The organism is Streptococcus mitis, from assembly GCF_047463435.1.
Classification (GTDB): Bacteria; Bacillota; Bacilli; order Lactobacillales; family Streptococcaceae; genus Streptococcus; species Streptococcus mitis_DS.
The window spans coordinates 126,799-150,065 of the sequence record NZ_JASHDW010000001.1; the positions used below are offsets into that span (position 1 = coordinate 126,799).

At 39.4% G+C, this 23,267-nt stretch carries 26 protein-coding genes and 2 pseudogenes; 7 read left to right on the top strand and 21 right to left on the bottom strand.

The features are described from left to right. Positions 1-89 precede the first annotated feature (89 nt). From QM843_RS00650 to QM843_RS00660, 3 genes are read right to left on the bottom strand one after another with little or no spacing between them, the layout of a single operon-like run. Positions 90-1,349, bottom strand: coding sequence for an ABC transporter permease (locus QM843_RS00650; RefSeq protein WP_153199898.1), 1,260 nt, complete (start codon positions 1,347-1,349; stop codon positions 90-92). 1 nt (position 1,350) lies between these two features. After that, positions 1,351-2,052 (bottom strand): ABC transporter ATP-binding protein, encoded by a 702-nt coding sequence (locus QM843_RS00655; RefSeq protein WP_070481983.1) that lies wholly within the window; start codon positions 2,050-2,052, stop codon positions 1,351-1,353. Continuing rightward, on the bottom strand, positions 2,036-3,244 hold the full coding sequence (locus QM843_RS00660; protein ID WP_247942148.1) for an efflux RND transporter periplasmic adaptor subunit: 1,209 nt from the start codon (positions 3,242-3,244) through the stop codon (positions 2,036-2,038). The genes QM843_RS00655 and QM843_RS00660 overlap by 17 nt, the downstream gene beginning before the upstream one ends. 288 nt (positions 3,245-3,532) lie before the next feature. On the opposite strand from QM843_RS00660, the gene gor reads away from it, so the two are divergent. Further along, a complete protein-coding gene (gene gor / locus QM843_RS00665) occupies positions 3,533-4,879 on the top strand; it encodes a glutathione-disulfide reductase (protein ID WP_033686709.1) in 1,347 nt (448 codons plus the stop codon). A 188-nt stretch (positions 4,880-5,067) separates the two neighbouring features. Further along, positions 5,068-5,604: a biotin transporter BioY gene (locus QM843_RS00670; protein WP_023946412.1), complete on the top strand. Its 537-nt coding sequence runs from the start codon at positions 5,068-5,070 to the stop codon at positions 5,602-5,604. A 53-nt stretch (positions 5,605-5,657) separates the two neighbouring features. Here QM843_RS00670 and QM843_RS00675 read toward each other — a convergent pair whose 3' ends face one another. Then, positions 5,658-5,873, bottom strand: coding sequence for a YdbC family protein (locus QM843_RS00675; protein WP_000807422.1), 216 nt, complete (start codon positions 5,871-5,873; stop codon positions 5,658-5,660). 98 nt (positions 5,874-5,971) lie between these two features. Here QM843_RS00675 and QM843_RS00680 point away from each other — a divergent pair, with 98 nt between their 5' ends. Further along, positions 5,972-6,292, top strand: a complete 321-nt coding sequence (locus tag QM843_RS00680; protein ID WP_143952271.1) for a hypothetical protein — start codon at positions 5,972-5,974, stop codon at positions 6,290-6,292. Positions 6,293-6,322: 30 nt separating this feature from the next. Here the strand turns inward: QM843_RS00680 and QM843_RS00685 are convergent, their stop codons facing one another. The 9 genes and pseudogenes from QM843_RS00685 to rpsP form a co-directional block, all read right to left on the bottom strand. After that, the gene (locus tag QM843_RS00685) at positions 6,323-6,661 is read right to left on the bottom strand and encodes an ATP cone domain-containing protein (RefSeq protein ID WP_001196039.1); all 339 of its coding nucleotides are present in this window, start codon (positions 6,659-6,661) and stop codon (positions 6,323-6,325) included. A gap of 11 nt (positions 6,662-6,672) precedes the next feature. Next, a complete protein-coding gene (gene trmD, locus QM843_RS00690) occupies positions 6,673-7,392 on the bottom strand; it encodes a tRNA (guanosine(37)-N1)-methyltransferase TrmD (RefSeq protein ID WP_000686917.1) in 720 nt (239 codons plus the stop codon). Continuing rightward, entirely contained in the window at positions 7,382-7,900 is a 519-nt protein-coding gene (gene rimM, locus QM843_RS00695; protein ID WP_414304270.1) for a ribosome maturation factor RimM, read from the bottom strand. The genes trmD and rimM overlap by 11 nt, the downstream gene beginning before the upstream one ends. Before the next feature lie 75 nt (positions 7,901-7,975). Then, entirely contained in the window at positions 7,976-8,833 is an 858-nt protein-coding gene (locus tag QM843_RS00700) for an alpha/beta fold hydrolase (protein ID WP_414304271.1), read from the bottom strand. 149 nt (positions 8,834-8,982) lie between these two features. After that, positions 8,983-9,885, bottom strand: a complete 903-nt coding sequence (locus tag QM843_RS00705) for a DMT family transporter (protein WP_414304272.1) — start codon at positions 9,883-9,885, stop codon at positions 8,983-8,985. Positions 9,886-10,014: 129 nt separating this feature from the next. Beyond that, positions 10,015-10,137: pseudogene (locus tag QM843_RS09865) on the bottom strand (putative immunity protein); the annotation flags it as partial. Between the two features lie 75 nt (positions 10,138-10,212). Beyond that, positions 10,213-10,452, bottom strand: a pseudogene (locus QM843_RS00710) (nucleoside triphosphate pyrophosphohydrolase family protein); the annotation flags it as partial. A gap of 186 nt (positions 10,453-10,638) precedes the next feature. After that, positions 10,639-10,878, bottom strand: coding sequence for an RNA-binding protein KphA (gene kphA / locus QM843_RS00715; RefSeq protein WP_261019211.1), 240 nt, complete (start codon positions 10,876-10,878; stop codon positions 10,639-10,641). A gap of 19 nt (positions 10,879-10,897) precedes the next feature. Continuing rightward, a complete protein-coding gene (gene rpsP, locus QM843_RS00720; protein WP_000268760.1) occupies positions 10,898-11,170 on the bottom strand; it encodes a 30S ribosomal protein S16 in 273 nt (90 codons plus the stop codon). A gap of 851 nt (positions 11,171-12,021) precedes the next feature. Between rpsP and QM843_RS00725 the strand changes: the two genes are divergently transcribed. The 3 genes from QM843_RS00725 (at position 12,022) to QM843_RS00735 (ending at position 13,936) form a co-directional block, all read left to right on the top strand. Beyond that, complete coding sequence (locus QM843_RS00725; RefSeq protein WP_414304273.1) at positions 12,022-12,600, top strand: hypothetical protein; 579 nt, start codon at positions 12,022-12,024, stop codon at positions 12,598-12,600. 2 nt (positions 12,601-12,602) lie between these two features. Continuing rightward, on the top strand, positions 12,603-12,827 hold the full coding sequence (locus QM843_RS00730) for a helix-turn-helix transcriptional regulator (RefSeq protein WP_001041099.1): 225 nt from the start codon (positions 12,603-12,605) through the stop codon (positions 12,825-12,827). A 305-nt stretch (positions 12,828-13,132) separates the two neighbouring features. Then, the gene (locus QM843_RS00735; RefSeq protein ID WP_084862389.1) at positions 13,133-13,936 is read left to right on the top strand and encodes a peptidylprolyl isomerase; all 804 of its coding nucleotides are present in this window, start codon (positions 13,133-13,135) and stop codon (positions 13,934-13,936) included. 54 nt (positions 13,937-13,990) lie between these two features. Here the strand turns inward: QM843_RS00735 and QM843_RS00740 are convergent, their stop codons facing one another. From QM843_RS00740 to QM843_RS00770, 7 genes are all read right to left on the bottom strand, one after another. Beyond that, entirely contained in the window at positions 13,991-15,532 is a 1,542-nt protein-coding gene (locus tag QM843_RS00740) for an ABC-F family ATP-binding cassette domain-containing protein (protein WP_000025383.1), read from the bottom strand. A gap of 116 nt (positions 15,533-15,648) precedes the next feature. Beyond that, a complete protein-coding gene (locus QM843_RS00745) occupies positions 15,649-16,122 on the bottom strand; it encodes a VanZ family protein (RefSeq protein ID WP_414304274.1) in 474 nt (157 codons plus the stop codon). After that, a complete protein-coding gene (gene rlmN, locus QM843_RS00750; RefSeq protein WP_000804761.1) occupies positions 16,122-17,207 on the bottom strand; it encodes a dual-specificity RNA methyltransferase RlmN in 1,086 nt (361 codons plus the stop codon). Before rlmN ends, QM843_RS00745 begins: the two co-directional genes overlap by 1 nt. A 20-nt stretch (positions 17,208-17,227) precedes the next feature. Further along, a complete protein-coding gene (locus QM843_RS00755) occupies positions 17,228-17,758 on the bottom strand; it encodes a YutD family protein (protein ID WP_020901484.1) in 531 nt (176 codons plus the stop codon). Between the two features lie 156 nt (positions 17,759-17,914). Beyond that, positions 17,915-18,520, bottom strand: coding sequence for a superoxide dismutase SodA (gene sodA, locus QM843_RS00760; protein WP_000974733.1), 606 nt, complete (start codon positions 18,518-18,520; stop codon positions 17,915-17,917). A gap of 417 nt (positions 18,521-18,937) precedes the next feature. Next, positions 18,938-19,975, bottom strand: coding sequence for a DNA polymerase III subunit delta (gene holA, locus QM843_RS00765; RefSeq protein ID WP_414304275.1), 1,038 nt, complete (start codon positions 19,973-19,975; stop codon positions 18,938-18,940). A gap of 32 nt (positions 19,976-20,007) precedes the next feature. After that, positions 20,008-20,943: a dihydroorotate oxidase gene (locus QM843_RS00770; RefSeq protein ID WP_020903210.1), complete on the bottom strand. Its 936-nt coding sequence runs from the start codon at positions 20,941-20,943 to the stop codon at positions 20,008-20,010. Between the two features lie 228 nt (positions 20,944-21,171). On the opposite strand from QM843_RS00770, the gene gdhA reads away from it, so the two are divergent. Beyond that, positions 21,172-22,518: an NADP-specific glutamate dehydrogenase gene (gene gdhA, locus QM843_RS00775; protein ID WP_000199543.1), complete on the top strand. Its 1,347-nt coding sequence runs from the start codon at positions 21,172-21,174 to the stop codon at positions 22,516-22,518. A 94-nt stretch (positions 22,519-22,612) separates the two neighbouring features. Here the strand turns inward: gdhA and QM843_RS00780 are convergent, their stop codons facing one another. Continuing rightward, positions 22,613-23,257, bottom strand: coding sequence for a TetR/AcrR family transcriptional regulator (locus tag QM843_RS00780; RefSeq protein WP_237446959.1), 645 nt, complete (start codon positions 23,255-23,257; stop codon positions 22,613-22,615). Positions 23,258-23,267: the final 10 nt, after the last annotated feature.

The following is a 23,267-nucleotide window of genomic DNA, read 5'->3' on the forward strand; positions in this document are numbered from 1 at the left end:
TCTAACACTTCATTATATCACATTTTTAATGATTTTCGATAGGGAAATCCATACAAAAACAAGATAGACAAGCGTCCATCTTGTTAATCTTATTCATAACGAAGGGCTTCAATTGGATCAAGTTTCGATGCCTTGTTGGCTGGCAAGACTCCAAAAACGATACCCACACTAGCCGAAACTGCAAGACTAAATAGGGCAACTGGGATTGATACTCCAACTTCTATACCCGCAATCAAGCCTTGCAATAGCAAACCTGCTAAGGCAGTTAAACCACTTGCAATTGTCAAGCCAATTAATCCACCTAACAAGGTCAAAATCATGGATTCAATCAAAAACTGGATTAAAATATTGGCACGAGTTGCACCCAAAGCCTTACGGAGACCAATCTCACGGGTACGCTCTGTCACCGAAACCAGCATGATATTCATAACACCAGTTCCTCCAACAAAGAGGGAAATACCTGCAATGGCACTAATAATCGTAGTTATAAAGCCGAACAATTGTTGTACTTCTTGGAAGGCTGCAGTCGCATCTGCCACCTGATACTCCCCTTGCTGAATACCAGCAATTTCGGTCAATTTTCTAGCTAATTCTGGTCCCACAGTTGGTGTCAAACTGGTATCATTAACCCGGAAGACAATATCAGAAATCTCATCCATATTGAAGTTGTTGGCAAGAGAAATATTAGTCGTAATCGGAAGTCCACCAATACCAAAAGTCTTGGCAGTCTTGGCCTCATCGCTGGTATAGACACCAATGACACGATAGCTAAAGCCACCAACATCTATAACCTGGTTAACAGCTTCTTGAGCAGATCCAAACAGACTATTAGCAAGTTCTTGGTCTAGTAAAATGACACTGGCCACATCTTTATAATCCTGAGCTATAAGACTTCGGCCTGCAACAATTTCATTTTCAACCGCCTTCATATAGGTAATATTCCCACCCGTCAAGCTAGCGCGCTCCACTTTTTTATCTTTATAAGATAAGGTGGTATTCGTTGAGTTGGTTACATAGTAACTATCTACCCCCTTCAGTTTAGCCGCCTCCCTGACCCAAGACTCTTGTGGTTTTGGTGGTTCAACAGGAACTTCCTCTTCTTTCCCAGAAACTGTCAAAGCCGATTGTTTTTGGGTAAAAGAACCGTCTTTACTTTTAATAGGCGAGAAAAAGACATGAATATTCTTCTGTGACTTGGTCATGTTTTTATTGACCTGACGAGACATGGAATCCCCCAGAGCCATAATCACAACAACTGATGAAACACCAATGATAATCCCAATCATAGTAAGAAAAGAGCGCATCTTATGTGCCATGATAGATGAAAAGGCAAATTTCAGATTCTGCATCTTAGTTTTCCTCCTTTTCTAACTGCGCACTGTCAGACGAAATAACTCCATCTCGAATGACAATCTGGCGTTTGGCATAAGTAGCGATTTCAGGCTCATGCGTTACCATGATAATAGTTTTTCCTTCTTTATTTAGTTCAACCAATAGTTGCATGATTTGGTTACCTGTTTTGGTATCCAAGGCTCCTGTCGGTTCGTCCGCTAGGATAATAGAAGGATTGTTTACCAAGGCACGCGCGATAGCTACACGTTGCTTTTGACCACCAGATAATTCCGAAGGCAAATGATGACTACGTTCTGTCAATTCAACCTTATCTAAATACTCCTCAGCTAACTTGCGACGTTTTGAAGCCGAAACTCCCGCGTAAATCAAGGGCAATTCTACGTTTTGCAGAGCGTTAAGTTTAGATAGAAGAAAAAACTGCTGAAAGACAAAACCGATTTGTTGATTGCGGACCTTGGCTAGTTGTTTTTCACCGAGTCCAGCTACTTCTTGGCCTTCAAGATAATATTCTCCACTGGTTGGTGTATCCAACATACCAATCGTATTCATGAGAGTAGACTTACCCGAACCAGATGGTCCCATGATGGCAACAAATTCACCCTCATTCACTTCTAGGTTGATATTTTTGAGAACCTGCAGTTCTTGGTCACCGTTACGGTAGCTTCTGCAGATATTTTTTAGACTAATTAGTTGCTTCATCAGCCTTCACCTCTTTTCCTTCCTCTAGAGAAGACGTTGGGTTACTGATGACCTTGACTCCATTTGTCAGACCTGAAGTGATTTCTTGGTTGTCTGCATCAGCATTTCCCAAACCAACTTCCACTTTCTTAGCCTTTTTCTGCTCGTCAAGCACCCAGACATAGTTCTTATCATTTTCAGTCACAATACTTGTTAGAGGAACCAAAATGGCTTTACTCTTATTCTTGACCTCAACACTTACTGAGAATCCTTGTTTCAAATCACCGATTTCACTTGTAACATCGATAGTATATGGATATTTAGAACCAGAATTACCACCTGCTGCGGCAGTAGCTGCACTTGCCGCTTCACCATTGTTTTTAGGGTAGTCAGAAATGTAGCTAATCTTACCAGTCCAGCTCTTATCTTGGTAAACTTTAGAAGTAAAGGTTACTTCTTGTCCTACAGAGAGGTTGGCAAGGTTATATTCAGATAGTTCCCCCTTAACTTGCAAGTTTTCATTGCTAACGACATGAACTACCACCTGGCTAGCTCCAGTTGGAGATTTAGAAACATTACGGTTGACTTCGACCACAGTTCCCTCTAGGGTACTGAGAACCGTCATTGCATCCAACTGACTTTGAGCCTTGCTTAATTGTGCCGCTGCATCTGCACGGGCATCACGGGCATCACCCAATTGAGCATCAATAGAGGATACTGAATTTCCTGCGACTGGAGCTGGAGTTTGTGCCGCAGCTCCTTCGACTCCTGCTGGTGTTGGCAACTGTGGAGCCGGAGCTGAAGCGGCTTCATTCCGTGCTTGATTGAGTTCATTGATATGACGATCTGCCTTCGCAACTGCTCGACTAGCTGAATCATAGGCCGCCTGGGCTTCTGAACTACTGTACTTGACTAAAGCCTGCCCTTCACTAACCTTATCCCCCACAGAAACAAGGATTTCATCTAAATCTCCCTTACTAGCATCAAAATAAACATATTGTTCATTTTTTGCCGTTACTGTCCCTGATAATAAAACAGAGGATGCAACGCTTCCTTCTTTAGCAACAACCAGATGAGTAGCCTCATCTTTTACAGCGGTCTGAGAAGGTTGTCTAAAAAGCAAAATGCCCCCAGCCCCCAATACAACAACACTTGCAGCACCGATTGCTGCATACAATTGCCACTTTTTAGCCTTACGATTCTTTTTCATAATGAAACTCCTTTTTTGATTTAAAGTCCTTAACAATATTATACAAAAATTACCAAATACAAACAATAACAATTCAGAACGAAATAATGACATTTCAGGATTCACTTATTGTTCGGAAATTTTTATCTCTATTGTACTAGTTATATAATACACTTTATTTTTCTTTTTTGCAAGCCTTTTCTTTAATTTTTTTGAACGTAGCAGATTTTTGCAATCACATCAAAAAAAAGATAGAATATGACTATCAAAAAATGACACTCTACTATTTAAAAGAGTACAAAGGAGTTTTCAATGAGAGAATATGATATCATTGCTATCGGTGGAGGTAGCGGAGGAATTGCTACCATGAATCGTGCTGGTGAACATGGAGCCAAAGCTGCCGTTATTGAGGAAAAGAAATTAGGTGGAACCTGTGTCAACGTCGGTTGTGTTCCTAAGAAAATCATGTGGTACGGAGCACAAATTGCTGAGACTTTCCATCAATTTGGAGAAGACTACGGTTTTAAAACTACTGATCTTAACTTTGACTTTGCAACCCTACGTCGCAATCGTGAAGCTTACATTGATCGCGCTCGTTCTTCTTATGATGGCAGTTTTAAACGCAACGGTGTAGACTTGATTGAAGGACATGCTGAATTTGTAGATTCTCATACTGTCAGCGTAAATGGTGAACTCATTCGTGCTAAACATATCGTGATTGCTACTGGTGCCCATCCAAGTATTCCAAATATTCCTGGTGCTGAGCTAGGTGGCTCTTCTGATGATGTATTTGCTTGGGAAGAATTGCCAGAGTCAGTTGCTATTCTAGGCGCTGGTTATATTGCCGTTGAATTGGCTGGCGTACTCCACACTTTTGGTGTCAAGACAGACCTCTTTGTTCGTCGTGATCGTCCTTTACGTGGTTTTGATTCTTACATCGTTGAAGGTTTGGTCAAGGAAATGGAAAGAACAAACTTACCACTTCATACTCACAAAGTCCCTGCCAAGTTAGAAAAAACTGCTGAGGGCATTACCATTCATTTCGAAGATGGTACTAGTCACACAGCTAGCCAAGTTATCTGGGCTACTGGTCGCCGTCCAAACGTTAAGGGCTTGCAACTTGAAAAAGCTGGAGTAACTCTGAACGAACGTGGCTTTATCCAAGTGGATGAATACCAAAATACTGTTGTTGAGGGAATCTACGCTTTAGGTGATGTAACAGGCGAAAAAGAACTAACTCCAGTTGCTATCAAGGCTGGACGTACTTTGTCTGAACGTCTCTTTAACGGCAAAACAACTGCAAAAATGGATTACTCAACTATTCCAACTGTTGTCTTTTCACACCCTGCTATCGGAACGGTTGGTTTGACAGAAGAGCAAGCTATTAAAGAATACGGTCAAGACCAAATCAAGGTTTACAAATCAAGCTTTACGTCTATGTACTCTGCTTGCACTGACAACCGTCAAGAAACACGTTTCAAATTGATCACAGCAGGTTCAGAAGAAAAAGTTGTCGGACTTCATGGAATTGGCTATGGTGTTGATGAAATGATTCAAGGATTTGCCGTTGCTATCAAAATGGGAGCAACCAAGGCAGACTTTGATGCAACTGTGGCGATTCACCCAACTGCATCTGAAGAATTTGTAACTATGCGTTAATCGAAATAAAAGAAGCTGATACAAATGTATCTGCTTCTTTTTTGATGTTTTCGAATCGATGAAAACAACTTAACCAATAAGCAAAATCGGCCGTTACAGTTTTTGTTACCTTGTTTTAAAAAATTGGTTGACAATAATTACTCTACGAGTATAATAGTTACTATACATCAGAAAAGAGGTTAACTATTTTGAAAAAAGCTCATATTTATGCTATCCCTGCTATTGGAGCTGCTCTCATTGCTGTTTTGGCACAAATCAGTCTTCCAATTGGACCTGTTCCCTTCACTCTGCAAAACTTTGCAATCGGCTTGATTGCAACTGTCTTTAGACCAAGAGAGGCTGTACTTTCTGTTGGACTCTATCTTCTTCTAGGTGCTATCGGTCTTCCTGTTTTTGCAGGAGGTGGAGCTGGTTTTCAGGCTTTAGTTGGTCCTACTGCAGGCTATCTTTGGTTTTATCTTGTTTATTCTGGACTTACATCCTCTCTAACCAACAGCAAGAGTAGTGTTGTCAAGATTTTTCTTGCAAACCTCTTGGGTGATGCCCTTGTCTTTGTCGGCGGGATTCTCAGCTTACATTTTCTTGCTGGAATGGCATTTGAAAAAGCTCTTGTTGTGGGGGTCATTCCCTTTATCATTCCAGACCTTGGTAAAATTATTGCTATTAGTTTTATTAGCCGTCCATTACTTCAACGCCTTAAAAATCAAGCTTACTTTGCTAACTAAAAAAGGATATCGAGTTGTAATGACTCAATATCCTTTTCTTTCATTTTGAAAACTTAGTTACCTTTAAAGGCATCCACCATCGTTTGAAATTCTTCATTAGAGAGAGTAATCCCTTTGCCCATTTTAGTATGATCTGGACTCCAAGCACGAATATCAAACTTTGCAGGGGCACCATTAAAGCTCACACGGTTGATTTCCTTAGTCCAACCTTTTTCGTTTTCAGAAAGAGTCAACAAGTGCTCTTCGATTTCAAATGTAAATTCTGCCATTTTCTTCTCCTTTTTTAGCTTTCATTAGTTTATTCGTAAAATCTTGTAGATTTTAGGAAAATTTTATATAATATTGATATAAAAGAAGGGAGGCCACTATGAGACATAAATTCCAGCAAGTTCTAGATAAAATACATGACTTTTTAAATGGACATGACCAATCAGACCAGACTGAAAGCAACTCCCTTACAGCCACTATTGAAGAGGCTATCCAGAAACAAACCGCTGTTCACCTTATCTTGTCTGAGACAAGTTTTACAGGTGACATCATCAAATACGATCAGCAACGCCAGCAAATTATCGTGAAAAATTTTGCCAAAAATGTGACCCGTATTATCCGCATAAGCGATATTCAGCGCCTGCGATTTGTCCCTTCAACTGTCCAAACAGCCCAAAAAAATAGATTTAAGAAAGAGTGAGATGTAGTTACTGCATCCCACTCTTTTTTCTTAGCGAACTTGTTCAAAATGTAAATGAACGGCGATGTGATCTCCATAACCACTTCTTTCCAAGTCACGTTGTAGACGATAGGAAATGTAGTGTTCTGCAATGGTAATGTAACCTGCACCCAGTAAACGATGTTCAACCAAAGACTGAATCATGCTGATGGTCGCACGCTCCACCTTGGCCTCTTCCAAATCCAAAACCACTTTCTTAGTGACTTGTGCAAGGTTTTGACGTAAATCATCTGTCAATACATAGACAGTCTGGGCTGCTTTTAAGATAGCTTGGTAAATCTTATCTGGATTAAATTCAGCAATTTCTCCATCACGTTTGATTACTTGCATAGGTATCTCCTTTATTCTTTGTTTTCTTTAATTTCTGCCAGCATTTTTTCTTCTTCTGCTGTCAGTTGATAATGTTCAAGCAAATCCGGTCTGCGTTCATAGGTTTTCTTTAAACTCTCATACAGGCGCCACTGACGAATCTTTTCATGGTGTCCACTCATCAGTACATCTGGCACAACCATACCTCGATAATCGTAGGGACGTGTGTACTGAGGATATTCGAGAAGCCCAGAAGAAAAACTATCATCTTGGTGGCTAGACTCCTTGCCAATCACTTCTGGAATCAGGCGTACCGTAGCATCAATCATGGTCATAGCTGCCAACTCACCACCAGTCAGTACATAGTCTCCCAGAGAAACCTCATCTGTCACCAAGGTCTTAATACGCTCATCATAACCCTCATAGTGCCCACAGATAAAGATTAACTCTTCCTCTTGAGCCAAATCCTCAGCATAAGCCTGATCAAACTGCTTTCCAGCAGGATCGAGGAGAATGACGCGCGGATTTTTCTTTTCAATAGCATCAAAGGCATCGAAAATGGGTTGGGCTCGGAGCAACATCCCCTGACCGCCTCCGTAGGGCTCATCGTCGACATGGCGGGCCTTTTCAGCATTTTCTCGAAAATTATGATACTGGATATCCAAGAGCCCCTTTTCTCGAGCCTTTCCAACGATTGAGTGCTCTAGCGGAGAAAACATCTCTGGAAAAAGGGTTAAAATATCAATCTTCATCGTCTAACCCTTCTAAGATTTCCACATCGACGCGGTTATTTGGAATATCAACATTGAGAATCACTGGTGGGATATAAGGCAAGAGCAAATCACGCTTGCCTTTTCGCTTGACCACCCAGACATCGTTAGCACCTGGTTGCAGGATTTCTTTGATGGTTCCAATCAAGTTATCACCCTCATAGACTTCTAAACCGATAATCTCGTGATAATAGAATTCACCATCATCTAAATCGTTTAAATCTTTCTCAGCAACCTTGAGACTATATCCCTTATACTTTTCGATAGCGTTGATATGGTACATATCTTTGAATTTAATAATGTCAAAGTTCTTCTGTTTACGGTGGCTAGCGATGGTCACTGTTTGGACAAACTGATCTTTTTCATCAAACAAGGCCAGCTCAGTACCTTTTTTAAAACGTTCTTCTGCAAAATCTGTCACAGACAAGACTCGCATCTCACCCTGCAACCCTTGCGTATTGACGATTTTCCCAACATTAAAGTAGTTCATCTTGTCTCCTGTATCTATTTCTATCCTTTATTTTATCACGTTCCAGGGATTTTCTCAAGTTGGATAAATCTCATCTTACAGAGCTACTACTTCTTCAAAGAATTCACCAATTATCTGATTAAACTCTTCAGGATGATCATTCATCGGTTGGTGTTTACTATCTGAAATCGTTACTTGACGCGCATTGGGATTTAAGGCAATGATACCATCGTAGATCATTTTTAGGTGTTTGGGAAAATCATTTTCGCCTCTTACTAATAGCATAGGAGGATTTCCTTGATAACCTTCTATCTCATGGACAGCTAAGAAACCTGTGATTCCAAGGTTCAAAAAAACATCTCTCCCAGTTTCTATAATGGCCGTCTTGACTAATTCTCTTGTGATAGGATTATCTGTACACATTTTTGAGTTCTTATCTGCAATCAACTTCCAAGGAATCGTTTTATACATAAGGGAACTATATTTTATGCGATTTCTCTCTTTATCTGATAGGTAACGATGCTGTCCCCAACTATCTACCATGACCAAGGCTAGAACTCGATTTGGATGACGATAGGTGTACTCTTGAAGTGGATTCCCTCCCCAAGAATGACCAACCAATATCACCTTATCCAACTGGAAATAGGACAAAATAGCATCTACATCTTGAACAGCACCTTCTAAGTCAGGTAAACCAACTTTCATAGGTGATTCACCCTGTCCTCTAACATTGACAAAGTAAAGGTCAAATTCATCAAAAGCATCATACTGGTGGGCCCACATCTGACTACGGCCACAAGCTCCATGATAAAAAATAATGTGTCCTTTACTTGAGCTTCCAGGGCGATGATAAACAGCCAAGTCACAATCTAAAACTGGTATAATGTGACGTACCAAAGTCTCAGGTTTTCTGTTATAAAAAGCAATAACTTCAGCTATATCATTTTGCTTCATTATTACACTCTCTCCTCTTTATCCTAGTGTCATTCTTTTTATCTATTTTATCATGCTATATTAAAATCATCGTTTTCTAAACTTAAGTCCATTAAAAATTTTGAATTTTCTGTATCATTTAGATTAAGAAAAAGACTGCTAAACAATCTTTACTTTTTTCTCATCAGATTCATGCCTAAAATTCCAGCAATAATCAAAGTTGCTCCGATCATATGGTAGCTATAAATTGGTTCGTGGAGGATAAGAGCTCCGGCTACAATAGTCAAAACTGTTCCAAGATTTCCAAAGACACTGACGGTTGATGCTCCAAGTCGAACAATAGCATAGATAGAGAGACTACCAGTAACGATAGAGGCTAAAATTCCCAAATAAAGAATGGAAAACAGATAAGGAAGCTGTCCGAGAGGTGCAACGTAGGCTAATATGTTGCCATCTAGATAGTGCGAGGTCAGACTCAGCGTATTAAAGGTGACGAAGCCAACAAATATCACAACAGCTGTCATATCCATGGCCCGATAGCGACCTCCTGTGGACTTGCTGAGAATATTGTTTATTGCATTGGCGAGAACAGATCCCAACATCAAGAGAAAGCCAAAGCTAGCAGTCTCAGTACCAAAGTTAGCTCCTTTGTTAAGGAAGATGAAAACTACTCCTGCTACGGATAAAAATAAAAAGAACTTTTGCAGCAAGCTTGTCTTTTCCTTGAGAAAGACCGATGCTAAAAGGAGCGTAAAAATAGGGACAAGAGCCTGTAAAATTCCAGCTTCAGAAGACGATATATACTGTAGAGCAAAGGATTGAAAAATAAAAAAGAGGAGTGGATAGAAAAGACTCATAGGAAGAATAGACAGAATATCTCTTCTACTTAAACTCACTTTGATAAGTTTGGTTTGATGAAGGACGATCAATACCAAAGCTGCGATTGTATAGCGATGTGCTAAGTTTGTGAGAGGACTGGCATAGCCTAAAGTAATCTTAGTAAATAAAAAAGAAAAACCAATGATGGCTGAAAAGGATAAGGCTGCTAGGTAAGCTTTTATTTTCTCGTTCATAGACTGTTACTCCTTTTAAAAATAGCTATTCTCAAGATTGATTGACTAGAATTCTTTGAGACTATCTTTCCATTGTAGCATAGTAGAATCCTATATGCTATTTCTAGGATTAGTATTTTATGCCTTCTATCACCTTTTATCTAGTTCATTGACTAAAAAGGATTCAGCAAGTCTGATCTGCTTTTCTCGTTCTTGTCTCACAAGTTCTAACTTATCTGCCTCTTGGAGATTCCTTACTTTGATAGCATAATCCACCATTTTCCTTGCTTTATCTTTCTTATATTTACTAATACCTTCTTTATTAGTAAAAAATCATTTCTTATCGTCTTAAATGTCCCCCTTCAAAAAGTCTTCCAAATCACGTTCATGTTGGTACTTGATGGCTGCTATTGCGACGGTGTAGTGAATGACATCAGCCAGTTCTTTTGCTAGTTCCTCGTTCGAATCTTGAACTCCTTCTTTTCGACCAGAGCGACCATTCAAAACTTCGGCCACTTATCCGACTTTCTCCACTAACTTCATAAAGAGACATTCCTCAGTTCGAGACTACTGGTAATGTTCGAGTAATACTCTTCGAAAATCAAATTCAAACTACGTCAGCTTCACCTTGCCGTACTCCAGCACAGCCTGCGGCTAGCTTCCTAGTTTGCTCTTTGATTTTCATTGACTATAACTAGTCTTGTAATTGTTTAAACGTTAAATCCTTCATATCCTGCTCCTTGCAAAAAAAGCGAGACATTCGTCCCGCCCTTCTTATTTTTCATCAATAACGATTCTTACTTTTTTGTCTTCAGTTGGGACAGAGTAGACAATCGTTCTTATCGCAGAAATAGTGCGACCCTTACGACCGATTACACGACCCACATCGCTTTGATCAAGATCCAAATGATATTCCAAAAATTCTGGTGTATCTTCAATCTTGATAGTTAAGACATCTGGTTGTGAAATCAAGGGTTTCACAATTGCAATAATGAGATTTTCAATCGTATCCATCTGTCAACCTACTTTAAACTTATTTTGAGAATTTAGAATCGTGGAATTTCTTCAATACACCTTCTTTTGAAAGAATGTTGCGAACTGTATCTGAAGGTTGAGCTCCATCAGCCAACCATGCAAGAACGCGGTCTTCTTTCAAAGTTACTTGGTTTTCAGCAACAAGTGGGTTGTATGTTCCAACTGTTTCGATGAAACGTCCGTCACGTGGTGAACGTGAATCTGCTACGTTGATACGGTAGAAAGGTTTTTTCTTAGAACCCATACGAGTCAAACGGATTTTAACTGCCATTTTTAAAGTCTCTTTTCTTATTTTTTATTTCGGTGAAATAGCTGAGCTATTTAGCACATGTTCTATTATAGCAGATTTCTAACAGGTGTCAAGAAAAAAACTTGACAGACTATAAAATTCTTAAACCATTTAGAAATTTGTTAGAAGTAAGAAATAAATGTTTGAAAGAAGCTATACGTGAATACTATTTTATACTCAATGAAAATCAAAGAGCAAACTAGGAAGCTAGCCGCAGGTTGCTCAAAGCACTGCTTTGAGGTTGTAGATAAGACTGACGAAGTCAGTTACATATATCTACGGCAAGGCAAAGCTGACGTAGTTTGAATTTAATTTTCGAAGAGTATTAGAAACATTTTATAAAGACCATCAACTCAAACCCTTCATATCGCCTGAACGAAATTTGGATGCTTAGCTTCTACATCCCAAGCCCGTTCCCAAACGAAATATCAAGGATTTTAAGAACGATATCTACTAATTATTTATAAAATATAAAGTAATAGATTCTAAATAAGGAAATAATTTAGTTCTGTAAAAATTAACTTCTACACCTACAAAACTTATTCTGACAGACTTTATAACAGTCTAAGAAAAAAGTAAAGATTCATACAGTATCTAGATTTTTCAAAAATTCTTTATCATCAAATATTATTAACGAAACTATCCAAACCAAATCCGATGCATTGCTTCAAAGAATTCTTTAGTTATTTGACTATCAAGGGCTTTTATTAAAAAATTTTTTCAAATAATTGCCACCTTGACACATAAATTCTTGCTTTCTAAATTCAAGTGTGATATATTTATAACATAACATTTAAATGTTATATATTTATAACACAAAAAAGGAGTCTATCATGAAAAAAAGTCAAAAAATGCGTGGCCTCATTGCAATGATTGCCGTAGCTCTCTTTATTGATTTTATTGTTTTATTTGGTTCTAATCTTAGTTGGGGACCCAAGTTAGTTATTACTGGTATTTCAGTGTCAGGTCAAATTGTAGCTATTTGTAGCTGGCTACATAAGAGTCAGAAAGGTAAGGGAAAGATTATTTTTGACTTGTCTGCTAAGCTTTACACGATACTTGTGTTTGCAGCAAGCATTTTTTATACAGTAGGAATTTGGGTTGAGACCCCTAGCGTAAGTTCTGGTATTAAAGAATGGATTTTGGGAATTATCCTCGTTATTGAAGTGATTGGATTTGCTTTTTTCTCTTTAAAAAATATCAAGGAAACTCCGGACGAACGCTTTTATGCTAATTTAGCAAAGGCAGCTAGCTTGATGTTTGTTTTTATACTAGGCGCACTGATGATTCTAGCAGTTATCATTGGGTATATGGGGTCTCTCACTCTTTACATGGGACAGATATTTATTAGCATAGCTGTCTTGATTTGCATCTTTGCGGTTGTCTATTTTATCTTGGAACGTAGAGGATAAGCATGGCCAAAGAAAGCAAGATTATTACTAATCTCAAATCTGTTCGTGAGTCCACAGGCATGACCCAGCAGGAGTTAGCCGACCGCATCGGCATGCGACGCGAGACAATTCTGCACTTGGAAAATAATCGTTACAATCCTTCGCTGGAAATGGCTCTTAAAATTGCTCAAGTTTTTAATCTGAAAGTAGAAGACCTCTTTGAACTCAGACAGAAAGAGGAAGCATAATTCTTTTCGAGACCTAGTATTAAGTTCATTGATTAATTAGGAATTGAAGGCAAAAGAAAAAATCCTTTGAAAATGTGCTCTTTTAAAATATAGTAATTCTTTCGAATTAACCTTTACTAATTGTGATGCTTTACGAGCTTTCTTAAGATCTGGTTCCCTAAATACTTTGAGTACACTTATGGCATTGATGCCTCTAAGCAAGCGACTTTCTGGTTGGCTTCCTCTTAAACTACCTTGTCACTAACATTTGAAATCCACTTCCTTTTAGGGTACAATGGTAGAAATGAATTTTTGAGAGGAATAGAATGAAAAAACTAGCAACCCTTCTTTTACTATCCACTGTAGCTCTAGCTGGATGTAACAACATCCAACGTAGTTTGCGTGGTGATGACTATGTAGATTCTAGCTTAGCTGCTGAAGAAAGTTCCAAAGCAGCTGCCCAATCTGCCAAGGAGTTAAACGATGCTTTAACAAACGAAAACGCCAATTTCCCACAACTATCTAAAGAAGTTGCTGAAGATGAAGCTGAAGTGATTCTCCACACAAGTCAAGGAGATATCCGTATCAAACTCTTCCCTAAACTCGCTCCTCTAGCGGTTGAAAACTTCCTCACTCATGCTAAAGAAGGCTACTATAACGGTATTACCTTCCACCGTGTCATCGATGGTTTTATGGTCCAAACTGGAGATCCAAAAGGGGACGGTACAGGTGGTCAGTCCATCTGGCATGACAAGGATAAGACTAAAGACAAGGGAACTGGTTTCAAAAACGAGATTACTCCTTATCTCTATAACATCCGTGGTGCTCTTTCTATGGCTAATACTGGTCAACCAAACACCAATGGTAGCCAATTCTTCATCAACCAAAACTCTACAGATACCTCTGCTAAACTCCCTACAAGCAAGTATCCAAAGAAAATCATCGAAGCCTACAAAGAAGGTGGAAATCCTAGTCTAGATGGCAAGCACCCAGTCTTTGGTCAAGTGATTGACGGTATGGATGTTGTAGATAAAATTGCTAAAGCCGAAAAAGATGAAAAAGACAAGCCAACTACTGCTATCACAATCGACAGCATCGAAGTGGTGAAAGACTACGATTTTAAATCTTAAAAAACAAAAAATACAGTACCCACATTCGGTACTGTATTTCTTTTACTCTCATTCTTAAGTTAAATTATTAAAATCCCAGATTTGATCCATCCAGCCTTCATAGAAGTCTGGTTCGTGGCAGACCATAAGGATAGATCCCTTGTATTCTTTAAGAGCACGTTTGAGTTCATCCTTGGCATCCACATCCAAGTGGTTGGTTGGCTCGTCCAGCACTAAAACGTTGTTTTCACGATTCATCAAGAGACAGAAACGCACTTTTGCTTGTTCCCCACCTGACAAGACCTGAATTTGGCTTTCGATATGCTTAGTTGTCAAACCACAACGAGCAAGGGCTGCACGAACTTCTGCTTGGTTAAGTGCAGGAAAGGCATTCCAAACAGCCTCTAGTGGTGTTTGGCGATTACCGCCTTCTACTTCCTGTTCAAAATAACCGAGTTCTAGGTAGTCACCACGTTCCACTTCCCCAGCGATTGGCGGGATAATTCCCAAGAGACTCTTCAAGAGAGTTGTTTTCCCGATACCATTTGCCCCGATAATAGCAACCTTTTGATTGCGTTCAAAGGTAAGATTTAAAGGCTTTGTCAGAGGACGATCATAACCAATTTGCAAATCCTTGGCTTGGAAGATAAAGCGCCCTGGCGTACGAGCCGGTTTGAAATCAAAGGATGGCTTTGGTTTCTCACTTTGCAACTCGATAATATCCATCTTATCCAATTTCTTTTGGCGAGACATGGCCATGTTTCGTGTTGCAACACGCGCTTTGTTTCGAGCCACGAAGTCCTTGAGGTCCGCAATCTCTTTCTGCTGACGTTCGTAGGCAGCCTCTAGCTGAGATTTCTTCATGGCATAGACTTCTTGGAACTGGTAGTAGTCACCAGAGTAACGCGTCAGCTGTTGATTTTCCACATGATATACGATATTGATAACATCATTGAGGAAAGGAATATCATGCGAAATAAGGACAAAGGCATTCTCATAGTTTTGGAGATAGCGCTTGAGCCAATCAATATGCTCAGCATCCAAGTAGTTGGTCGGCTCGTCCAACAGCAAGATATCAGGCTTTTCAAGGAGGAGTTTAGCCAAAAGTACCTTGGTTCTTTGCCCACCTGACAAAGAGGTTACATCTGTATCCATGCCAAAGTCCATAACACCAAGGGCACGCGCTACTTCGTCAATTTTAGCATCCAAGGTATAGAAATCACGACTCTCCAAACGGTCTTGGAGTTCTCCCACTTCTTCCATGAGAGCATCAACATCCGCTCCATCTTCAGCCATTTCCATATAAAGGTCATTGATACGGACTTCCGCTTTGAAAAGCTCATCAAAGGCTGTACGGAGAACATCACGTACCGACTGCCCTTCAGCAAGGACGGAGTGCTGATCCAAGTAACCAGCAGTCACATATTTGGACCACTCAACCTTCCCTTCATCTGGCAACATCTTACCAGTCACGATGCTCATAAAAGTTGATTTTCCTTCACCATTAGCACCGACCAGACCGATATGTTCTCCTTTGAGAAGACGGAAGGAAACATCTTCAAAAATTGCACGGTCACCAAAACCGTGACTCAAATTTTTAACTTCTAAAATACTCATTTTAATTCCTTATCTTGTTTTTATACTCTTCGAAAATCAAATTCAAACCACGTCAGCTTCACCTTGCCGTACTCAAGTACAGCCTGCGGCTAGCTTCCTAGTTTGCTCTTTGATTTTCATTGAGTATTATGTAATCGTTTATAAAGTAGCCAAGCCAGATAGCCACCCAAGGTATTGGTCCACAAATCATCAATTTCAAAGACGCGATTGAAATCAAAGAAAAAATCTAAGACTAACTGCGTACACTCTATTCCAAAACTCACTAGAAAACTAAAAAGAAAGACCTTTTTTGTTTTCCGCAAGTTTGGAAGGAGATAAAGGAGTTGGAAAATCAGAGGAAAAAGCAAGAAGACATTGAGGATATTTTGTAGAAAAAGCCAACATAATTGTCCTATGTCACTCACTTCACCCAGTTTCCAGAGAGAATTGAAAGGAGTCAAAAGAAAAACCAGGCGTCCAAGATGCTGAATACCTGGAGTTTCCACTCCCACGGGAGAATGTTCTTGAGGAGTAAAGCAAAAGTAAACGATACAAATGCTATAGAAAATGACTCCCCAGACCAAAATATGATTATAAGTTTTCTTCATCATTAAGGATTGACTACTGCGACTGCTTTCTGGCGGTCACGTTTCATTGTATTGGAACGCAATTGTCCACAAGCTGCATCAATATCAGTACCATGTTCTTGACGAACAACACAGTTGACCCCTTTTTTCTTAAGCGTATCATAGAAGGCCAGTACGCGCTCTTTAGGACTACGGCTATATTGGTCATGCTCACTAACTGGGTTATAAGGAATCAAGTTTACATAAGACAATTTCTTGATATTCTTGAGCAATTCAGCCAATTCCAAGGCTTGTTCTACACCGTCATTTACTTCATTGAGCATGATATACTCAAAGGTCACACGACGATTTGTTGTTTCGATGTAGTACTCAATAGCAGCAAAGAGTTTTTCAATCGGAAAGGCACGGTTAATCTTCATGATGCTTGAGCGCAATTCATTGTTAGGTGCGTGAAGGGAAACGGCAAGATTGACCTGAACACCTTCATTAGCAAAATCACGAATTTTATGGGCCAAACCTGAGGTTGAAACCGTGATGTGACGAGCACCGATAGCCATTCCCTTGTCATCATTGATAGTACGGACGAAATTCAAGACATTGTTGTAGTTATCAAATGGTTCACCAATCCCCATGACAACGATATGGCTGACGCGTTCATCCTGACCACGCTCATCAAAGTATTTCTGAACCAGCATGATTTGCGCTACGATTTCACCGTTATTGAGGTCGCGTTGTTTCTTGATCAAACCAGAAGCGCAGAAGGTACAACCGATATTACAGCCGACCTGAGTGGTCACACAGACAGATAAACCATAGTGTTGACGCATGAGTACTGTCTCAATCAGCATTCCATCTGGCAATTCAAAAAGATATTTAACTGTCCCATCAGCAGATTCTTGCACGATTCGCTGTTTCAATGGATTGACTACAAACTGGTCATTGAGCTTAGCAATCAAATCTTTTGAAAGATTGGTCATTTCTTCAAATGACTGCACACGTTTACGGTAAAGCCATTCCCAGATTTGATCAGCACGGAATTTCTTTTCTCCCTGCTCCAATACCCATTCCTGCATGGTTTGACGTGTTAAACTATAAATTGACGGTTTCATTTCTTCTCCTTATTCTCTACTCACTTCTGACGAATGACAAAATGACGTTGTCCCTTGTCCTCTTTCTGAGAATGCTGGTCTTTCTGACGACGTCTATTTTTCTTATCTGCATTCGGTTTTCGTTTTGTTTGAGCCGGTTTCTTTCCTTTTCTAGAAGGTGTTTCTTCTTCCTTCTTACGTATTTTCTTGTCAAATGATGCTCGCTTAGGAGCTTCATTTTCTAAGACAAAATAGGCACAACCATAACTACAATACTCTAAAAGATAGTCTTGTAAACGACTGATTTTTTCAAGTTTTTCTTCTGTTCGGTCATCCTTATAAAAACCTCGTAGGCGAAGCTGTTCGTTGCTCCAGTCTCCCACGATATAATCAAACTTGGTTAAGACTTCTGAAAAACGCTGATTAAAAGCCGTCACATCAAAGGCATCCTTGATATTTTCCACCAAGGAAAAAGCTATCCCTTCCGTTTCAACCTTGTCCCCGTGTAAATGGAACTCAGGACCAGGAAACTTGTTATAGTTGTATAATTCAGGTGCAATTTCTTTTCGCATAGATATCCTTTTTCCACGATTACTTAATACTTTATTCTACCATAATTTCTAGCACTTAGCACGTTTCTCATAAAAATGAAAAAAGTCTGACGATTTTGTCAGACCAAAATAATATAACCTTAAAAAGAGAAGAACAATTCTTCCCTCCAACTATCATTATTTAGCTGCTGCGTACAATTCATCTACTTTGTTCCAGTTGATCACTGAGAAGAAAGCTTTGATGTAGTCAGGACGCACGTTGCGATATTTCACGTAGTAAGCATGTTCCCAAACGTCCAAGCCCAAGATTGGTTTTTTACCTTCTGAGATTGGTGTGTCTTGGTTTGCTGTTGAAGTCACTTCAAGTTTACCTTCTTTGTTGACAACCAACCATGCCCATCCTGAACCAAAACGAGTTGTTGCTGCTGCAGTGAAGGCTGCTTGGAATTCTTCAAATGAACCAAATGTTGCATCGATTGCTGCTGCAAGTTCTGCTGATGGAGCTGTTTTCTCAGGAGTCATCAATTCCCAGAAAAGAGCGTGGTTCAAGTGTCCACCACCATTGTTGATAAGCGCTTGACGGATATCAGCTGGGATAGATTCTACATCAGCAAGCAAGGCTTCAAGATCTTCACCGATTTCAGGGTGTTTTTCAAGAGCTGCATTAGCATTGTTGACATAAGTTTGATGGTGTTTGTCATGGTGCAAGTGCATTGTTTCCGCATCGATGTATGGTTCCAAAGCGTCGTATGCATATGGAAGATCTGGTAAGATAATAGCCATCTGTAATACCTCTTTTTCTTTCTATATGAAAATGATAACGCAAACATTCACTTTTTTCAAGTTTTTTGCTTATAGATGAAGAAATCACTGAAATACTTTCTAATAATACTCTTTGAAAATCTCTTCAAACCGCGTCAACGTCGCCTTGCCGTAGATATGTTACTGACTTCGTCAGTCTTATCTACAACCTCAAAACAGTGTTTTGAGCTGACTTCGTCAGTTCTATCCACAACCTCAAAACAGTGTTTTGAGCTGACTTCGTCAGTCTTATCTACAACCTCAAAGCAGTACTTTGAGCAACCTGCGGCTAGTTTCCTAGTTTGCTCTTTGATTTTCATTGAGTATAAAACAAGCAAATCAGTAAGAAACCCACGACAAAATAATATTGACGCGGGTTAAAAAATTTTTCAGATATGATTAATTTACCTGACTAGCAATCTGTAGGAGTGCCTTTTCAAAAAGGAAACCTTTTTCATAAAGACCTGTTTTAATCTGATAGTCTGTCTCAATCAAATAAGAAATAGCTTGCTTTAAAAAGCTCAAGGAAAGTCCTCGTGAATCCCTTAGCGCAAACTTGATTTGATAGGGATTAGGATTGCGTCCGAGAAAACTTCCTAGACTATTTGCAATCTGCGATTCTGTTTGCCCAGACTCCGCCAAAATCTTCACCTGAGTAAAAGTCCGAAATTGTCCTAGCATGACTGCAATCAGTTTAATTTCATCTTCACCTTGCAAGGTCAAGTCTCTAACCAAATCGCGCGCCTGGTCCATCTTTTTAGTCAGAATAAACTGAGTTAAATCAAAAATATTGTCCTGTAAGGTCTTGGGAATAGCGTTGACAATATCCTCTTCCTCTATAACAGAGTCTTCCTTATAGGATTGTAAAAAAAGGAGATTTTTCTGGATTTCGCTAAATTGAAAACCCGACTTGATGAGGAGATTTTCAAAAGAATGATTAGCAAACTGCAAACCTTGTTTCTGACTCCACTTTTGGAAATACTGGCGCAATTCTTGTTCTTTGGCTTCTACTGCATCAAAGACCTTGGCATCACGCTTAAGTAATTTAACCAACCGTCTTTTGCTATCCAGCTTTCCTTCCGCAAAGATTAACAACTTGGTTGTTGGTGAAGGATTATCAAGGTATTCCTCAAATGACTTGAGCTCATCATCTGTCAAAAAGCGCTTTTTAGCAGTCGTGATATCGACAAAATGATCCAATATTACGATTTTCTCATCCGCAAAGAAAGGAAGGCTGACCAACTCCAGTTCTACATCCTTATAAACCACTTCTTTCATATCAAAGTAGGCAAAGTTGAGGTCTGCAGAATCATAACCAATCTGTTTCAACACTTGACTCTTCATCACTTCAAACTGACCCTGATCTGTCCCTGTAAAAAGGCTCAGGCTCGGTAAATTTGATAAAGTCAACTTCTGACTTTCTTCGATAGCTAGCATCTTCTCTCCTTTCTTCTGATTTTTTAATGAATTTAATCGATATAGCGCAATTTCCCACGGAAATCTTCTAGGCTCTCGTACCCTTTTTCCGCCATGATTTCTTTCAGTTCATTAGTAATGCGTTCAAAAGCACCAACTCCCTCTTTGTAAAGGGTGGTTCCCACCTGCACCATACTTGCTCCACAGAGGATATGTTCAAAGGCATCACGACCAGTCAACACGCCACCTGTTCCGATGATTTGGATTTGAGGATTGAGGCGTTGATAGAAGGCATGAACATTAGCTAGAGCAGTCGGTTTGATATACTCACCACCAATGCCACCGAAACCATTTTTAGGACGAATAACGACAGACTCATCTTCTATATAAAGGCCGTTTCCGATAGAGTTGACACAGTTGACAAACTTAAGAGGATACTTGTTGAAAATAGCTGCCGCTTGGTCAAAGTGAACAATATCAAAATATGGTGGCAATTTAATTCCAAGAGGTTTGGTGAAGTAGGCAAATACTTCTGCCAAAATCCGGTCTGTTGTCTCAAAATCATAGGCAATCTGAGGTTTACCTGGAACATTTGGACAGGAGAGGTTTAGCTCAGTCAGACCACGAAACTCACTCTCTTGGACTTTTTTCAATATAGTATGGGTTTCCTCTGGAGACATACCAACTAGAGATAAGAAGAAAGTTCGGTTTGGCTCTTTTTCTTGCAAATCCAAAAGATAATCCAAATAATAGTCTAAGCCATTATTTGGCAAGCCCATAGAGTTGATAGAACCAAGTGGAACATCTTGATAGCGTGGCTCAGGATTCCCCTGACGAAAGTCCAAGGTTGCTGTCTTAGTCACAAAAGTTCCTGCCACTGAGTTTTTAACGCCCTCTAACTCTGCTATCGTCATACAAGCCACACCTGCTGCATTCATCAAACAATTGTCAAACTCAAAACCAGCAATTTGCGTTTTCGTTGATACCATGATTCTGATCCTCCAGATTCCTTTTATTGCTAATATTATACCATATTTTCAGATTTTCTCTTTAAGAAAGGCATTTATAAGAAAAACGTTCGTTTTTTATCTACTTTCAAAAAATCTCAAAAACTAAATTGAAAGAATTTTTAGAAAATTTCTGTTTTTTTCTTTACAGTAAAAAAAAATTCTGCTATAATGACTCACATAATTAAATTAGAATTTAAGGAGAACGATATGACATCTGCTAAAGAATATATCCAAAGCGTGTTTGAAACTGTAAAAGCTCGTAACGGGCACGAGGCTGAGTTCCTTCAAGCTGTTGAAGAATTTTTCAACACTTTGGAACCTGTATTTGAAAAACACCCTGAGTATATCGAAGAAAATATCTTGGCACGTATTACTGAGCCTGAGCGCGTGATTTCTTTCCGTGTTCCTTGGGTTGACCGTGATGGAAAAGTTCAAGTAAACCGCGGCTACCGTGTTCAATTCAACTCAGCTGTTGGACCATACAAAGGCGGACTTCGTTTCCACCCAACTGTAAACCAAGGGATTTTGAAATTTCTCGGATTTGAACAAATCTTTAAAAACGTCTTGACTGGACTTCCTATCGGTGGAGGTAAAGGTGGATCAGACTTCGATCCTAAAGGTAAAACAGATGCTGAAGTGATGCGCTTCTGCCAAAGCTTCATGACTGAATTGCAAAAATACATCGGCCCATCACTTGACGTACCTGCTGGTGATATCGGTGTTGGTGGACGTGAAATTGGTTACCTTTACGGTCAATACAAACGCCTTAACCAATTTGATGCTGGTGTCTTGACTGGTAAACCTCTTGGATTTGGTGGTAGCTTGATTCGTCCAGAAGCAACTGGTTACGGTTTGGTTTACTATACTGAAGAAATGCTTAAAGCTAACGGTAACAGCTTTGCTGGTAAGAAAGTTGTTATTTCAGGTTCTGGTAACGTTGCTCAATACGCTCTTCAAAAAGCGACTGAACTTGGTGCAACTGTTATCTCTGTATCTGACTCAAATGGTTATGTCATCGATGAAAATGGTATCGACTTCGATCTTTTGGTTGACGTTAAAGAAAAACGTCGCGCTCGTTTGACTGAGTATGCAGCTGAGAAAGCAACTGCTACTTATCATGAAGGTTCTGTATGGACTTACGCTGGAAACTATGACATCGCTCTTCCATGTGCGACTCAAAACGAAATCAACGGTGAAGCAGCTAAACGTTTGGTTGCTCAAGGCGTTATCTGTGTATCTGAAGGTGCCAACATGCCAAGCGACCTTGATGCCATCAAAGTCTACAAAGAAAATGGTATCTTCTACGGACCTGCCAAAGCTGCCAACGCTGGTGGTGTAGCCGTTTCAGCTCTTGAAATGAGCCAAAATAGCCTTCGCCTCTCATGGACTCGTGAAGAAGTTGATGGACGTCTCAAAGACATCATGACAAACATCTTCAATACAGCTAAAACAACTTCAGAAACATACGGTCTTGATAAAGACTACCTTGCAGGAGCTAACATTGCTGCCTTTGAAAATGTAGCAAACGCTATGATTGCACAAGGTATTGTTTAAGATTCATTTGCTTAATCCTCAATCGCTACGATTGGGGATTTTTATGTTGAATCCAAAAAAACTCACCATTAACAGTGAGTTTTAACATCAGAATTTATTTTACTTTCATTAGGGCAGATGACAAACATTCAACAATCTCATCAACTGCTTCATCTATGTTTATAGTTTCTTCATCATTCAACATCATGGGAATAAGATAAGAAAAACTCAATGCTAAAATGTATCGAACAATTCTTTCATTTGACCAATTTAGAATAAGTCCTTTTTCTTTAAATTGATTTAAAACAGGGCTAATTGGTTCTATTATAGATTGAACAATAATATTTCCTAACTGGATAGAAAGATTTTTATCAATAAAAGAACGCCCCAAGAGAATTTTAACATGCATTTGATTCTCCTGAATGAAAAAGAGCCTATCTCGAACAATACTTTTTAAAAAGAAGGGAAAAGTTTCTTGATCTACTGTGAATTTTTTTTCTGAGAAATCCGCAATTACTTCTGGAATAACCTGTTCTAGAAAAGTAGATAAAATGGCTTCTAAAATACCTTCCTTTGTTTTAAAGTAACTAAAAACAGTTCCTTCTGACACTCCAGCGCGTTCGGCAATAAGGCTGGACGTTGTATTCTCAAATCCAATTTCTGAGAATAATTTTAAGCTTGATAATAACACTCGACGTTGTTTCAAGCTCAAGTTGCTAACTTCTAACGTCTGAGCATACTTTTGTTCTAAACTTTCCATCGCTAGCACC